This window comes from Thermobacillus composti KWC4 (assembly GCF_000227705.2).
GTDB classification, from domain to species: Bacteria; Bacillota; Bacilli; order Paenibacillales; family Paenibacillaceae; genus Thermobacillus; species Thermobacillus xylanilyticus.
Genome location: NC_019897.1, coordinates 2,513,194 through 2,527,105, shown reverse-complemented (window position 1 = coordinate 2,527,105; position 13,912 = coordinate 2,513,194). Strand labels below are relative to the sequence as shown.

At 64.9% G+C, this 13,912-nt stretch carries 13 protein-coding genes and 1 other annotated feature; of the genes, 11 read left to right on the top strand and 2 right to left on the bottom strand.

From position 1 onward, the window contains the following. Positions 1-22: 22 nt before the first annotated feature. The 7 genes from aroE to THECO_RS11800 all read left to right on the top strand — a co-directional run bounded on the left by aroE (position 23) and on the right by THECO_RS11800 (position 4,628). Positions 23-907 (top strand): shikimate dehydrogenase, encoded by an 885-nt coding sequence (gene aroE / locus THECO_RS11830; protein ID WP_015255281.1) that lies wholly within the window; start codon positions 23-25, stop codon positions 905-907. Positions 908-955: 48 nt separating this feature from the next. After that, the gene (gene yhbY / locus THECO_RS11825) at positions 956-1,246 is read left to right on the top strand and encodes a ribosome assembly RNA-binding protein YhbY (protein WP_015255280.1); all 291 of its coding nucleotides are present in this window, start codon (positions 956-958) and stop codon (positions 1,244-1,246) included. Between the two features lie 38 nt (positions 1,247-1,284). After that, positions 1,285-1,875, top strand: a complete 591-nt coding sequence (nadD, locus tag THECO_RS11820) for a nicotinate-nucleotide adenylyltransferase (protein WP_015255279.1) — start codon at positions 1,285-1,287, stop codon at positions 1,873-1,875. Next, a complete protein-coding gene (gene yqeK, locus THECO_RS11815; RefSeq protein WP_015255278.1) occupies positions 1,865-2,446 on the top strand; it encodes a bis(5'-nucleosyl)-tetraphosphatase (symmetrical) YqeK in 582 nt (193 codons plus the stop codon). The genes nadD and yqeK overlap by 11 nt, the downstream gene beginning before the upstream one ends. After that, a complete protein-coding gene (rsfS, locus tag THECO_RS11810; RefSeq protein WP_041853889.1) occupies positions 2,446-2,787 on the top strand; it encodes a ribosome silencing factor in 342 nt (113 codons plus the stop codon). Before yqeK ends, rsfS begins: the two co-directional genes overlap by 1 nt. Beyond that, entirely contained in the window at positions 2,784-3,677 is an 894-nt protein-coding gene (locus tag THECO_RS11805; RefSeq protein ID WP_015255276.1) for a CvfB family protein, read from the top strand. Before rsfS ends, THECO_RS11805 begins: the two co-directional genes overlap by 4 nt. Positions 3,678-3,866: 189 nt before the next feature. Then, positions 3,867-4,628 (top strand): class I SAM-dependent DNA methyltransferase, encoded by a 762-nt coding sequence (locus THECO_RS11800; protein ID WP_015255275.1) that lies wholly within the window; start codon positions 3,867-3,869, stop codon positions 4,626-4,628. A 396-nt stretch (positions 4,629-5,024) separates the two neighbouring features. Here the strand turns inward: THECO_RS11800 and THECO_RS11795 are convergent, their stop codons facing one another. After that, positions 5,025-6,077 carry an SPL family radical SAM protein gene (locus THECO_RS11795; RefSeq protein ID WP_015255274.1) on the bottom strand — a complete coding sequence of 351 codons (1,053 nt, stop codon included), beginning with the start codon at positions 6,075-6,077 and terminating at the stop codon, positions 5,025-5,027. 176 nt (positions 6,078-6,253) lie between these two features. Beyond that, positions 6,254-6,491 (top strand) — a binding site (T-box leader). A gap of 67 nt (positions 6,492-6,558) precedes the next feature. On the opposite strand from THECO_RS11795, the gene leuS reads away from it, so the two are divergent. Beyond that, a complete protein-coding gene (gene leuS / locus THECO_RS11790; protein ID WP_015255273.1) occupies positions 6,559-8,997 on the top strand; it encodes a leucine--tRNA ligase in 2,439 nt (812 codons plus the stop codon). Between the two features lie 17 nt (positions 8,998-9,014). Here leuS and comER read toward each other — a convergent pair whose 3' ends face one another. Further along, complete coding sequence (gene comER / locus THECO_RS11785) at positions 9,015-9,842, bottom strand: late competence protein ComER (RefSeq protein WP_041854413.1); 828 nt, start codon at positions 9,840-9,842, stop codon at positions 9,015-9,017. 169 nt (positions 9,843-10,011) lie between these two features. Between comER and THECO_RS22015 the strand changes: the two genes are divergently transcribed. From THECO_RS22015 to THECO_RS11770, 3 genes are all read left to right on the top strand, one after another. Beyond that, a complete protein-coding gene (locus THECO_RS22015) occupies positions 10,012-10,551 on the top strand; it encodes a ComEA family DNA-binding protein (RefSeq protein WP_015255271.1) in 540 nt (179 codons plus the stop codon). 149 nt (positions 10,552-10,700) lie between these two features. Further along, entirely contained in the window at positions 10,701-11,228 is a 528-nt protein-coding gene (locus tag THECO_RS11775) for a deoxycytidylate deaminase (RefSeq protein WP_041854411.1), read from the top strand. An 80-nt stretch (positions 11,229-11,308) separates the two neighbouring features. Beyond that, positions 11,309-13,912 carry a ComEC/Rec2 family competence protein gene (locus THECO_RS11770; protein ID WP_015255269.1) on the top strand — a complete coding sequence of 868 codons (2,604 nt, stop codon included), beginning with the start codon at positions 11,309-11,311 and terminating at the stop codon, positions 13,910-13,912.

Below are 13,912 nucleotides of genomic sequence, written 5' to 3'. Positions count from 1 at the left end.
GGCCAGGGAGAGGTTGTCAGCGATGAATCAGACGACAGCGGCGGAAGCGGGGCCGGCCATCGACAGCCATACGGTGCTGTACGGCGTCATCGGCGACCCGATCCGCCATTCGAAATCGCCGGTCATGCTCAGCCGCGCGTTCCGGGAAACCGGCGTCAACGCGGTCTATCTCGCGTTCCATGTCACGGCGGAACGGCTGGCCGCCTTCGCCGAAGGCGCGCGGGCGATGGGCATGGGCGGCTTCAACGTGACGATACCGCACAAGACGGCGATCATGGCGCATCTCGACGAGATCGATCCGACGGCCGAAGCGGCGGGGGCGGTCAATACGGTCGTCCGCCGGGAAGACAAGCTGATCGGATACAACACCGACGGCATCGGCTATGTCCGCTCGCTGAAGGAAGAGGCGGGCGCGGAACTTTCCGGCCGGCGCATCGTCGTGCTCGGCGCGGGCGGCGCGGCGCGGGGCATTCTCCATGCGTTGGCGCTGGAGAAGCCGGCGCACATCGCGGTCGTGAACCGGACCGCGGCGCGCGCGGAGGCGCTGGCGCAGGCACTGCCGGCCGATGTGCCGAAGGCGGCGCTCGGGCCGGACGATCTGCGCGAGGCGTGCGCGGACGCCGACATCGTCATCAACACGACATCCGCCGGCATGTCGCCGAATACGGATGAGCTGCCGCTCGGTATCGACGCGTCTTGGATGAAGCCGGGCGCCGTCGCGAGCGACATCGTCTACAACCCGATGCGGACGCGTTTTCTCGAGGAGGCGGAGCGGGCGGGATGCCGCACGCACGGCGGACTCGGGATGTTCATCTATCAGGGCGCCTATGCCTTCGAATATTGGACGGGACAGGCCGCCCCCGTCGCCGCCATGCGGGAGACCGTCATCCGGGCGCTCGGACAATAGCGGAACGCGCCCACGATGCCATTTGCAGGAAAGCAGGTAGATCCATTCGTGCTGACAGGTAAACAGAAACGTTTTCTCCGCGCGCTCGCCCATCCATTGAACCCGATCTTCCAGGTCGGCAAGGGCGGGATCAACGAGCACTTGATCCGCCATGTATCGGAGGCGCTCGAAGCGCGGGAACTCATCAAAGTATCGGTCCTGAACAATCAGGAAGGCGATCCGAAGGAGATCGGCGCCGAGATTGCGGAGCGCGCGGGCGCCGAACTGGTGCAGGTGATCGGCAAGACGATCGTGCTGTACCGGGAGTCGAAGGATCACAAGAAGATCGAGCTGCCCTGACCTTGACGGGCAGCCGGCCGAAGGAGCCTTGTGTAGCGATGAAGCGCGTTGGGCTGATGGGCGGCACGTTCGATCCGATTCATATCGGACATTTGCTGGCCGCCGAGACGGCCAGGGAGCAGTGCGGCCTGGATGAAGTCTGGTTCATCCCGAGCCGGACGCCGCCGCTCAAATCGGGCGCGCCGTCCGCATCGGGCGAGGATCGGCTGGAAATGGTGCGCCTTGCGATCGCCGGCCAACCGGCTTTCAAGGCGCTTGATCTTGAACTCCGCCGTCCGGGGATATCCTATTCGATCGACACGGTGCATGAACTGAGCGCGCGCTGTCCCGGCTGCTCGTTTGCGTATATTATCGGAGGGGACCGGGTGAATGATTTGCCGCGCTGGCACCGGATTGACGAGCTGGCGGCGTCCGTCGCATTCATCGGCGTCGCGCGGCCGGGGCATCCTGTCGATATCGGCAGTCTGCCGGAAAGCTTGCGCGGCCGGGTGCGCATCATCCCGATGCCGCAGCTCGACATTTCCTCGTCGGCCATCCGGGCCTTGAGGCGGGAAGGCCGGTCGGTCCGGTATCTTGTCCCCGACGGCGTGCATGATTTTATCGTAAGGAAGGGTCTGTATGGATCGTAACGCGATCATGGAGCGCGTCCGGGCGCAGATGCCCGAGCGGCGCTGGGCGCACACCGCGGGGGTCATGGAAACGGCGGTCCGCCTCGCGGAACGGTACGGCGCGGATCCGGCGAAAGCCGAACTCGCCGCCATCCTGCACGATGTCGCCAAGTACTGGAAGATTGAAGACCAGAAACGAGCGTTGATCGAGAGCGGCGAAGCCGGCGATCTGCTCGAGTACGATCCGCAGCTCTGGCACGCCCACGTCGGCGCCCATGTCGCGAGGCGCGATTACGGCATAGAGGACCCGGAGGTGCTGGACGCGATCCGCTGGCACACGTCCGGACGCGTCGGCATGACGTTGCTGGACAAGGTGGTCTGTCTGGCCGATTACATGGAGCCGGGACGCGATTTTCCGGGCGTGGACCGGATCCGGGAGGAAGCCGGACGCAGTCTGGATCGCGCGCTCGTCCTTGGTTTCGATTCGACGATTTCTTTCCTGCTCGCCAATGGCCGGCTGATTTACCCGCTGACCGTAATGGCGCGCAACGATTTGATCCGACTTCTCGACAAGGAGGCCGATAACGGTTGATGCAAGCCGATGAATTGATGCAGCTCGTCGTGGACGCGGCGGAAGAGAAGAAGGCGCACCGCATTGTCGCGCTTGGATTGAAAGGCATTTCGCTCGTCGCCGACTATTTCATCATCTGCCACGGCAACTCGGATACGCAGGTGCAGGCGATCGCCGGCGAGATCCGCAAGCGTGCGGAGGAGCGGGGTGTTACGGTGCACGGCATCGAAGGACTGGAGGCCGCCCGCTGGGTGCTCATCGATCTCGGCGACGTCATCGCCCACGTCTTCCATCGCGACGAACGCGAGTACTACAACCTCGAGCGGCTCTGGTCGGACGCGAAAGTCGTGGAGTTCGCATGAGCCTGACGGCCGGGACGACCGTCCGCCTCGAGACGGTGCGCGAGGCGCCGCCGAACGGATTCATCCTCTCGGACGGCGAGCGCACCGTGCTGCTGCCATACGGCGAGATTGTCGGGGAAAGGCCGAATCCCGGCGATGTCGTGGAAGTGTTCCTGTTCCACGACACGCTTGACCGGCTGACCGCGACGACGCGCAAGCCGCTGCTCCAGCTCGGCGGGATCGCCAGGCTGAAAGCGGCCGACGTGCATCCGCGCTACGGCTGCTTCCTCGAGATGGGGCTCGGCCGGCAGCTGCTTTTGCCGAACGCGGAGCTGCCGCGGGAACGGGAGCTCAGGCCGCGTCCGGGCGACGAGCTGTTCGTCCGGATGGCGCACGACAAGTCGGGGCGGATCATCGCCGAACTGGCGGAGGAAGCCGATCTGCAGCAACTGGCCGTTCCTGCGCCGGCCGCCTGGTTCAACCGGACGGTGCGTGGCTGGGTGACGCGGCACGCGAAAGTCGGCGCGTTCGTGTTCGTGGACGGGGAGGCGTTGCGCGCCGGTGTGCTCGGTCTGATCCCGAGCAGCGAACAGACGCGGCCGCTGCGGCTCGGCGAAGCGTTCGAGGCGCGCGTCACGTTCGTCCGGGAAGACGGCCGCATCAACCTGTCGATGCGGCCGCGCAAGGAGATCGGACGAGAAGAGGACGCCGGGCGCATTCTGGAATATTTGCGCAGCCGGAATACGGGAGCGATGCCGTATTCCGACGAGACGCCGCCCGATGTCATCCAGCGCAAATTCGGCATCAGCAAGGCGGCGTTCAAGCGGGCGCTCGGCAAGCTGATGCGCGAAGGCATCGTGCGGCAGGAAGGAAGCTGGACTTACCTGAACGAACAACAGGATCAGCCGTAAGCCGCGGGACTGGGGCGGAGGAGGCGGCGGGCGATTGCCCGGGCAATGCGGGCGCGGTGACATCGGCGACGCAATTCCCGCGGGAATAAGCGATTCCAGTGCGGAAGACGCCATCCCGGCGGAGGAAGCCGCCGTCGCTTTCTGCTCCTGAGCGTTTCTTGCGGTACGGCTGAATCGGAAGGAGCCTGTATGCGGGCCTACAGACAATTCGCATCGGTCTATGACCGGTTGATGGAAGACATGCCCTATCCGGAATGGCTCCGGTTCGCCCGGCAATGCTGGGAACGGACCGGCATTCCGGAGACGGTCGTCGATCTCGGCTGCGGCACGGGCAACATCGCGATCCCGCTCGCCAAATCGGGATTTCGCGTCTTCGGCATTGATCTGTCGGCCGAAATGCTGGCCGTGGCGCGCAGCAAATGGGACGCGCAGCCGCAGCGGTACTCGGGCGACGGCTCGATCCGCTGGTTGCAGCAGGACATGCGAGACTGGGAGCTGCCGGAGCGGGTGGACACGGTGCTGTCCTTCTGCGACTGCATCAATTACCTGCTGGAAGAGGAAGATGTGGAGGCGGCGTTCCGCGCGACGCGGCGCGGGCTGAAGGACGGCGGCCTGTTCCTGTTCGACGTTCATGCGCCGCGCCAGCTCGAGCGGTATGCGGAAGAGCAGCCGTTCACGTTCGACGAGCGCGATATCGCCTACATCTGGACGAGCGAGTACACGCCGGACAGGCGGGAGATCGAGCATCATCTGACCATCTTTGCGCGCGACGGCGAGGACGGCCGGTATATCCGGTTCGAGGAGACGCACGTCCAACGCGCCTATGAACCGGAATGGATCCGCGGCGCGCTGATGCGGGCCGGCTTCTCGCATGTCGAGATGTACGCCGACTTCAGGCTGGAGCAGCCGGACGACAATGCCGAGCGGCTGTTCTTCGCGGCAACGGTGTGAAGCTGACGGTTGGCGCTGCAGCTTGGGGAACGGCAGAATAGCTGCTGTCATCGGAACGACAGAATAACAGAAAAAATTTGGGAAAACGTCCGATTTCGGCGGTTTTCACAAAATAAGTGAATTTTCCTTCTATTTCGCGGCTTCCGGCCTGAAAAGCCATAATAGGAGAAAGAACTTTGCTTATTCAACCCGTTCCGCAATCCGGGAAGCCGACCACGGGTGCCTAAAGCCCGCCATCCATGCCGCATCCCCGTAAAACATCCTATATCCGAAAGGCTCCGGCGATCCCGGGATCGTCATCGCCTTTCGTCTGCCGCGTCCCGATTCGCCGCCGCATCGTGACATGCACACTGCGCCTCCAAACAACAGCCCCGATCCGATACGCACGACTTATCCTCAAAACAGCGTCAACTGCACGGGAGCGCAGCCGTTGCCGGTCATGCCTGCGCCCGGCCCGGGCGTCAACAGATCCGCTCCCGTCGCCAATCTGTCCGTTGCCGATCTGTCCATCGCGTATTCATCCGCCACCATCCCGCCGGAATATCCGGCGCCGCCCGCCAATCCGGTTCGGCCGTCCGCCGGCTTCCGCTTCGCGGCCCCCGGGCCGATCAGGCCGAGGCGGCGAAACTCCGCCTCCACCCGTTCGCGCGCCGGGCGGACGTAGCTTTCCGGCAAGCCCGCCCTGCGGTAATACAAATTGCCGTAAACCGGCGCCAGCTTCGGATAATGCTGCTCCAGAACGCCGAAGAACCACTGCTTCACTTCCGGCGTCTGCAGCCGCAGGAAATCGATCATCGCCCGGTCCGCTCCGCGGCTCTTGCATGCTTCGGCCAATTCAGCCGCGGTTTCGCGGGAATCGGTCAAGTACGGCAGCATCGGCGCCGCGAACACCGTAACCGGAACGCCGGCGTCGGCCAGCCGGCCGATCGTCTCCAGCCTGCGCCGCGGCGCCGGGCTGGCCGGCTCAAACCGCCGCCAGACCTGCGCATTCAGCGTATGCAGGCTGATGTTGACCGACAGCACCCTCGCCCGGCGCAGGATGTCCAGGTCGCGCAGCACGAGCGGCGAGCGCGTCGTCACGCTGAACGGAACGCCGTAATCGGCCAGCGCCTCGATGCACCCTCTCGTGAGTATCGCCTTCGCTTCCAGCGGCTGATAAGGATCCGTCGCCGTGCCGATCGCCACATGGTCCGGCAGCCTGCCCTGCCGCGCCAGGCGGGCCAGCTGCCTCCGGAGAATGTCCGGCGCTCCCGCTTTCCAGTAAATATGGCGCTGGAACGTGTCGTCCGCCGGCTGTCCCAGGAACGTGTGCGTGCTTCGGGCGTAGCAGAAGCTGCAGCCGTGCTGGCAGCCGCGGTACGGATTGATCGACCAGTCGAACGGCATGGCGGGGACGCGCACCCGGTTCAAGATCGTTTTCGCAGCCATCGGTTCCACGTTCGGTCGCATGTCCGCCTCCAGATCAAAATACGAACATCTGTTCCCATCATAACACACGGACCGCCGGCTTGCCAAGCGCCCGACAAACGGCTGCCCGTCCGGTCTCCGCGGTCGGCCGGGACGTCGACCAAACTTGACACGCGCGGCCGGCTGCCCTATAATCGGGATAACCGTTTCATGACCAGATTATGGCTGTGAAGAGGAGCAGTAGTGCGATTCGCACCGGAAGAAGAGAGCCGGCGGCTGGTGCAAGCCGGACCGGTGGGCGCGCGAACTCGCCTCGGAGCCGCATTCGTGAACCGGCGCAATCCCGCGCCGACAGCGATGCCGTACGGCCCGCGTTAAGGGCCTCGAGTGGACAGCGGCGAAGCACGCCGGCTGTCAACTAGGGTGGTACCGCGGGAGAAGCCTCTCGTCCCTGGCAGATGCGCTATGGACGAAGGCTTTTTTAAGTTCAAGGCGGTCAACAACGGAAGGAGACGCTAGCGAGATGGGCAAGGAAGAGAGACAGCACGGTTACGATCCCCGGACGATCGAGCCGAAATGGCAGGCGTACTGGGAGAAGAACAAGACGTTCAAGACGCATGACGACACGAGCAAGCCGAAATTCTACGCGCTCGACATGTTCCCGTATCCTTCGGGATCGGGGCTGCACGTCGGCCATCCGGAAGGGTACACGGCAACCGACATCGTCGCCCGGTACAAGAGAATGCGCGGCTACAACGTCCTCCACCCGATGGGCTGGGACGCGTTCGGTCTCCCGGCCGAGCAGCACGCGCTGAACACGGGAGAGCATCCGCGCGGCTTCACGGAGCAGAACATCAACAATTTCCGCCGGCAGATCAAGTCGCTCGGCTTCTCGTACGACTGGGACCGCGAGATCAGCACGACCGACCCGGAATATTACAAATGGACGCAGTGGATTTTCCTCCAACTGTACAAGAAAGGCCTCGCCTATGTCGCCGAAGTGCCGGTGAACTGGTGTCCGGCGCTCGGCACGGTGCTGGCGAACGAGGAAGTCATCAACGGCGTCAGCGAACGCGGCGGCCATCCGGTCATCCGCAAGCCGATGCGCCAGTGGATGCTGAAGATTACCGAGTACGCCGAGCGGCTGCTTGAAGATCTCGAGGAACTGGATTGGCCCGAGAGCATCAAGGAAATGCAGCGGAACTGGATCGGCAAATCGCAGGGCGCCGAAGTGACGTTCGCGATCGACGGACACGACGCGTCGATCACCGTCTTCACGACCCGCCCGGACACGCTGTTCGGCGCAACCTACTGCGTGCTCGCTCCGGAGCACGAACTGGTCGACAAAATTACGACCGAAGCGCAGCGTGAGGCCGTCGAAGCCTACCGCGACGCGGCGGCGCGCAAGAGCGACCTCGAACGGACCGATCTCGCGAAGGAGAAGACGGGCGTCTTCACCGGCGCGTACGCGGTCAATCCCGTGAACGGCGCGAAGCTTCCGGTCTGGATCGCCGATTATGTGCTCGGCGGCTACGGCACGGGCGCGATCATGGCCGTTCCGGCCCATGACCAGCGCGACTGGGAATTCGCGAAGCAGTACGATCTGCCGATCATCGAAGTGGTCCGGGGCGGCGACGTGACGAAGGAAGCGTTCACCGGCGACGGTCCGCACGTGAACTCGGGGCTGCTCGATGGCTTGCATAATGAAGAAGCGAAAGCGAAGATGATCGAGTGGCTCGAACGGGAAGGCAAAGGCCGCGCCAAGACGACGTACCGTCTGCGCGACTGGCTGTTCAGCCGTCAGCGCTACTGGGGCGAGCCGATTCCGATTCTCCATCTCGAAGACGGCACGATGAAGCCGGTACCGGAAGAGGACTTGCCGCTGCTTCTGCCGGATCTCGACGAGATCAAGCCGTCGGGCACGGGGGAATCGCCGCTGGCCAACGCGACGGACTGGGTCAATACGGTCGATCCGGAGACGGGACTCAAGGCGCGCCGCGAGACGAACACGATGCCGCAATGGGCGGGCAGCTGCTGGTACTACCTGCGCTACATCGACCCGCACAACGACAAGGAACTGGTTTCGAAGGAGAAGGAGAAGTACTGGCTGCCGGTCGACCTCTACATCGGCGGCGCCGAGCATGCGGTGCTCCACCTGCTCTACGCGCGGTTCTGGCACAAGGTGCTTTACGACATCGGCGTCGTTTCGACGAAGGAGCCGTTCCGGAAACTCGTGAACCAGGGCATGATCCTCGGCACGAACAACGAAAAAATGAGCAAATCGCGCGGCAACGTCATCAACCCGGACGACATCGTAAACGAGTACGGCGCCGACACGCTCCGCATGTACGAGATGTTCATGGGACCGCTCGAGGCGACGAAGCCGTGGAACACGAACGGCGTCGAGGGCACCTACCGCTTCCTCTCCCGCGTATGGCGGCTCTATATCGGTGAGGACGGCAATCTCAATCCGAAAATCGCCGATGGCGACGCGGATGATGCGTTCAAGCGCACCTGGCACCGGACGATCAAGAAAGTAACGGAGGACTACGAGAACCTCCGCTTCAACACGGCGATCAGCCAGCTCATGATCTTCGTGAATGACGCTTACAAGGCGGAGCGTCTGCCGCGCAAGGCGATGAACGACTTCCTGCAACTGCTCTCGCCGATCGCGCCGCATATCGCGGAAGAACTATGGGAGCGGATGGGCCATTCCGACACGATCACCTACGAGCCGTGGCCGGAATATGATGAAGCCTGGACCGTCGACCAGGAGATCGAGATCGTCGTTCAGGTGAACGGCAAGATCGTCGACCGCGTCAAGGTGGCGGCGGACGCGCCGGAAGACGAGCTCGAACGGCTGGCGAAGGAAAGCTCCCGGGTGCAGGAACTTACGGCCGGCAAGACGGTGCGCAAGATCATCGTCGTCAAGGGCAAACTCGTCAACATCGTCGCGAACTGACCGCGTGATGCGTCAGGTCAATGCTTCACAGCGAAAGACTGGTCGACTTTCGCCAGATCTTCCCGGAACTTGGCGTGCGTCGTCCGGATAAGCCGGTTGAAGACGCCGTCCAGCTCCGTGTCGAGCTGTTTCAGCGCGGCGGCGGTGATGCCGCCCGGCACGCTCACCCGGCGGATCAGTTCATCGGCCGAGAGTCCTTCGCCGGTCAGCAGCCGCCCCGTGCCGAGCAGCATGCCGGCGGCCAGCCGCTCGGCATCTTCCCGGCCGATGCCCGTCTCCTCGACCGCGGCGTCGACGAAGCGCCGCAGGACGAACGCCATGAAGGCCGGGCCGCAGCTCGACAGGTCGGAGACGACGCGCGTATATTTCTCGTCGATGCGGATCGGCTGGCTGATGTGCGACAGCAGCCCCTCCAGCATCGCCATTTGTTCCGGCTCGATGCGGCTACCGTAGATGCAGAGCGTCACGCCGCTGAGCGCCATATTCGTAATACTCGGAATCACTTTGGCGACCCGGCAGGGAAGCCATTCTTCCAGATGGGCCAGAAGCACTGGACTGGTGATCGAGACGATCAACTGTTCCGGCTGCACGCTGGCCCTTATTTCATCGATGACCGTTTTGAAGTCCAGCGGCTTGACGCACAGGAAGACGATGTCGCGCCCGGCGGCGGCTTCCGCGTTCGAGCGGACGGCGCGCACACCCGGGTAGCGGAGGGCGAGCCGCTCCGCCTTGGCGGGCGTCCGATTCGCCACCGCAATGCATTCCGGCGGCAGCGCCCCGGATCGGATGAACGCTTCCACCAGCATGCCGCCCATGCTGCCCGTTCCGATAAACCCGACATTCACCATTGAACCCTCCCGTCCGAAATCAGTAAACGGCCGGCTCCGTCCTTTTGGACGGGCGCATCCGATTTGCTTAGAACGATAAGCCGTTTCGATAAATGCCTGCTCTAATCAACCTATGCCCGCCCGATTGTCCGACATGACACACAATACGAAGGAGGTCGACAGGAAAATGCAATCGTTGACTCAGCCGCGGATGTTCGGCGCCGCCGGACTGCTGCTGCTGGCCGCCGGGCTGCTGTGGGGAGCGTTCAAGCACGAGAAGCCGGAGCGGCTTCCGCCCGGCTGGCAGCCCGTGAACGACCGGTTGGCCGTTTCGGCAAGCGACGATGCGGCCGGAGGCGACGCCGGCCCCCCGACAGCCGGTCAAACCGGCGAGGGCGAAGCGGAACCCGCCGGCGGACCGGATGAGACCGCGGCGGACATGAATGAGGCAGCGGCGGCGGATTGCCCGGATGAAGCCGGCGCGGAGCATGCGGCCGTCGCTCCGGCCGGTTCCGCCGGTTTTGACATCAACCGCGCGACGGCGGCGGAATGGGACGAGCTGCCGGGCATCGGTCCGGCGAAGGCGCAGGCGATCGTCGAAGACCGGGAGCGGAACGGCCCGTTCCGCAGCATTGACGATCTTGCCCGGGTGAAGGGCATCGGGCCGAAACTGCTGGAACGGCTGCGGGAAGCGATCGAGGCAAGGCAGCATGCGACGGGCGGCTAGGCCGGGAGCCGCTGCCGGCATGCCGGCCGGCCTGCGGAAGTCCCGCGCCGCAGACCGGCTGCAGCCTGTTGCCGCAATTTGGCGGATATGAGACAATGGGGGACAGATGCAAGGCGGGGAAACCGGACGCGAAAGGATCGGTGCAAACGATGTCGCAAACCGCTATCGTGCGCAAAGATTGGGATACCTATTTCATGGATATCGCCTACATGGTGTCGACGAGATCGCGATGCCTGCGGCGCCGGGTGGGCGCCGTGCTCGTGCAGGGCAAGAAGCTGCTCGGAACCGCGTACAACGGTGCGCCGATGGGAGTGCCGGACTGCTCCGAGGCGGGATGCATGATCGCGGAGCAGTACGAGGTCGAGATCGTGGACGGCGAGGAGCGGGTCGTCAAGAAGGAGCGCTGCATCCGGACGATCCACGCGGAGCAGAATCTGCTGCTGTTCACCGACCGGATCGACCGCGAAGGTTCGACGGTGTACGTCACCGATCAGCCGTGCTGGACATGCGCCAACATGCTGGCGAACAGCGGCGTCACCGAGATCGTCTACCATCGCCCCTATCCGAAGGACGCGGACAAAGTCAGCCGGCTGATGAGCCAGAAAGGCATCATCTTCCGGCCGCTGGCGTCCTATGAACCGCCGGCGCAGGCCGCGGGCGGCATCAGCGACAATTGAACGGAATCGTCCGGAGGAAGCACCTCCGTGCGTGTGAATCACGCACGGAGGTTTTTTCTTTGGTAAGGGAGGGAGATGCCTTGTTCCGGAGGCCGCTTGCCGCATTCGCGGCATGCTGGATCGCGGGCGGCGCGTCGGCCGCGACGTTCGGCCGCGCGGGCGTGCTGCTGGCCGGCCTGTCGCTTGCGGCCGCGCTGGCCGCCCTTGCGCTGGTGCGCGGGATCGGCCCGCGGACGGCCGCGGCCTGCGCGCTCGCGTACGCGCTTGCCGCGGTTCACCGCGTCTGGACCGACGAGCGCAATGTGACCGAACTGGCCGAACTGGCCGAAGCCGCCGAGGCGGGTGAACCGCCCGCCGCCGTCGAAGCTGTGCTGACCATCGATTCCGTTCCCCGGATTGACGGCGACCGCGTCATGTTCCGCGCCAGGCTCGAATCTGCCGCTTTCGGCGGCGGGGAGCCCCGGGAGCTGCGCGGCGAACGGGTGCAGGTGCGGATCAGGCTCAAGGAAGAAGCCGAGCTTGAGACGGCTTCCCGATGGCGGCGGGGCGACCGGGCCGCCGTCTCCGGCGTGCTGGAACGGCCCGGCGAAGCTGTCAATTTCGGCGGATTCGATTACCGCGCCTACCTGTACAGACACCGGATTCATTGGTTGCTGGAAGCGAAGTCGGCGGACAGCCTGGAGCCGCTCGGCCGCGGCGGCGGCGCGGGGCTGACCGTGCTGCGCGCCATGGACCGGCTGCGCGAGTCGCTTGCCGGGCGGATGGAATCGCTGTTTTCCGGCAGGCAATCCGGCTACATGAACGGACTGGTGCTCGGGGTGCGCGAGCAGCTCGACCCGGAGCTGTACGCCGGGTTCGCGGAGCTCGGACTTACCCACATTCTCGCCATTTCCGGACTCCATGTCGGCGTCTTTCTGCTCGGCGTCGGCTTCCTGCTCCGCCTGGTCAGGCTGCCGCGGGAGACGACGCTGGAATTGACGGCGGCCGCCGTTCCGTTCTATGTGCTGCTGACCGGCGCGTCGCCGTCCGTCGTGCGGGCCGGGCTGATGGCGATGCTCGGCCTTGCCGCGGCGCGGATGAACCGGCTGAAGGACGGCATGAACCTGCTGGCCGCCGCCGCGCTGGCCATGCTGCTGTACGATCCGTATTATCTCTCCGACATCGCGTTCCAGCTCTCGTTCGCCGTGACGGCCGGCCTGATCGCGCTCGTGCCGCCGGTCAGGCGCGCGCTGCCGCCGCTCAAGCGCGGACGGGCGGTCGCCGATCTGCTGGTCGTCACCGTCGTCGCGCAAGCCGTGTCGTTTCCGCTCACCGTTTTTTATTTCAACCGGTTTCACCTGCTGTCGCTTCCCGCGAACGCCATCCTCGTGCCGTTCATCAGTTTCGTCATTCTGCCGCTCGGCACGGTTGCGCTGCTCATTTCGTTCCTCTGGCCGGACGCGGGCCGGCTGCTCGCCCGGGCGGCGGAGGCGGCGAACGACGCCACGTTCAGGCTCGTGGAGAAGCTTGCCGAACGGCTGGAGCTGGCGACGATCTGGTCTTCGCCGCCGCTCTGGTGGATACTGGCCTGGTACGGCGCTTTGCTGCTGATCGCATCCCGGCTGCCTGATCGTTCAAGCGAGCGGGAGAAAACCTCGGAAGGCGGGCAGGAGACGGAGACGCTCGACCTGCACGCCGCTCCCGGCCGCCCGCACGCCGAACCGCGCTTCAATCCGGCGGGCCGGCGGCGGATGCGGGCCCGGATCATCCTGCCGGCAGCCGCGGCCGTGCTGCTGCTCGCGTATGCCTATCAACCCGACCGCTTCGACCGGTCGGCAATCGTCTCGTTCCTTGACGTCGGGCAGGGCGACGCGGTGCTGATCCGCACGCCCACCGGCCGCCATATTCTCGTGGACGGCGGCGGCACGCTGCGGTTCGAGAAGCCGGGCGATGAATGGCGCCGGCGCCTCGACCCGTACGACGTCGGCAAAGACGTGGTCGTGCCGCTGCTCATGAAGCGCGGCGTCCGCCGGCTGGACCTGGTCGTCGCTTCCCATCTCGATACCGACCATATCGGCGGGCTCTCCGCCGTGCTCAAGGCGATCCCGGCGAAGGCGCTGCTCTGGAACGGCACGCTGTCCGGCAAGGAGGACGGGGAAGCGCTGCTCAGGCTGGCGGATGCGCGGGGCCTCAGGCTGATCGCCGCGCACAGCGGGCTTGCACCTTACAGGCTGGACGACGGCACCGAACTGACGGTGCTCTGGCCGGCCGCCGAGCCGCTCACATCGGACGGCCGGATGCCGGTCATGCGGGATCAGAACGGACGAAGCGTCGTCCTGCAGCTGGCGCTCGAAGGGTTCACGTTTCTGCTCCCGGGCGATATCGGCGTTGCCGAAGAGCGGGTGATCATCGCCCGGCGGCAGGAAACAGGCGCAGACATCGATGTGATGAAGATCGCGCACCACGGCAGCCGCCATTCGACTGCCGCCGAATGGCTGGATTACTGGCGTCCGCGGGAGGCGGTCATCTCCGCCGGCCGGAACAACGTGTACGGGCACCCGCATCCCGACACGCTCGGGCGGATTGCGGCGGCCGGCGCGCGGGTCCGCCGGACGGATCAGAACGGCGAGACGCAATACCGGATCGCAGGCGGAACACTTTCGGTCCGGACGGCCAACGGCGGACAGCCGGTAAATCACAATTAG

Bases quoted from the DNA above. Each gene is read 5' to 3' on its own strand.
- nadD (WP_015255279.1), top strand. From the start codon at position 1,285: ATGAAGCGCGTTGGGCTGATGGGCGGCACGTTCGATCCGATTCATATC.
- rsfS (WP_041853889.1), top strand. From the start codon at position 2,446: ATGCAAGCCGATGAATTGATGCAGCTCGTCGTGGACGCGGCGGAAGAG.
- THECO_RS11795 (WP_015255274.1), bottom strand. From the start codon at position 6,077: ATGCGACCGAACGTGGAACCGATGGCTGCGAAAACGATCTTGAACCGG.
- THECO_RS22015 (WP_015255271.1), top strand. From the start codon at position 10,012: ATGCAATCGTTGACTCAGCCGCGGATGTTCGGCGCCGCCGGACTGCTG.
- yqeK (WP_015255278.1), top strand. From the start codon at position 1,865: ATGGATCGTAACGCGATCATGGAGCGCGTCCGGGCGCAGATGCCCGAG.
- aroE (WP_015255281.1), top strand. From the start codon at position 23: ATGAATCAGACGACAGCGGCGGAAGCGGGGCCGGCCATCGACAGCCAT.
- leuS (WP_015255273.1), top strand. From the start codon at position 6,559: ATGGGCAAGGAAGAGAGACAGCACGGTTACGATCCCCGGACGATCGAG.
- THECO_RS11805 (WP_015255276.1), top strand. From the start codon at position 2,784: ATGAGCCTGACGGCCGGGACGACCGTCCGCCTCGAGACGGTGCGCGAG.
- THECO_RS11800 (WP_015255275.1), top strand. From the start codon at position 3,867: ATGCGGGCCTACAGACAATTCGCATCGGTCTATGACCGGTTGATGGAA.
- THECO_RS11775 (WP_041854411.1), top strand. From the start codon at position 10,701: ATGTCGCAAACCGCTATCGTGCGCAAAGATTGGGATACCTATTTCATG.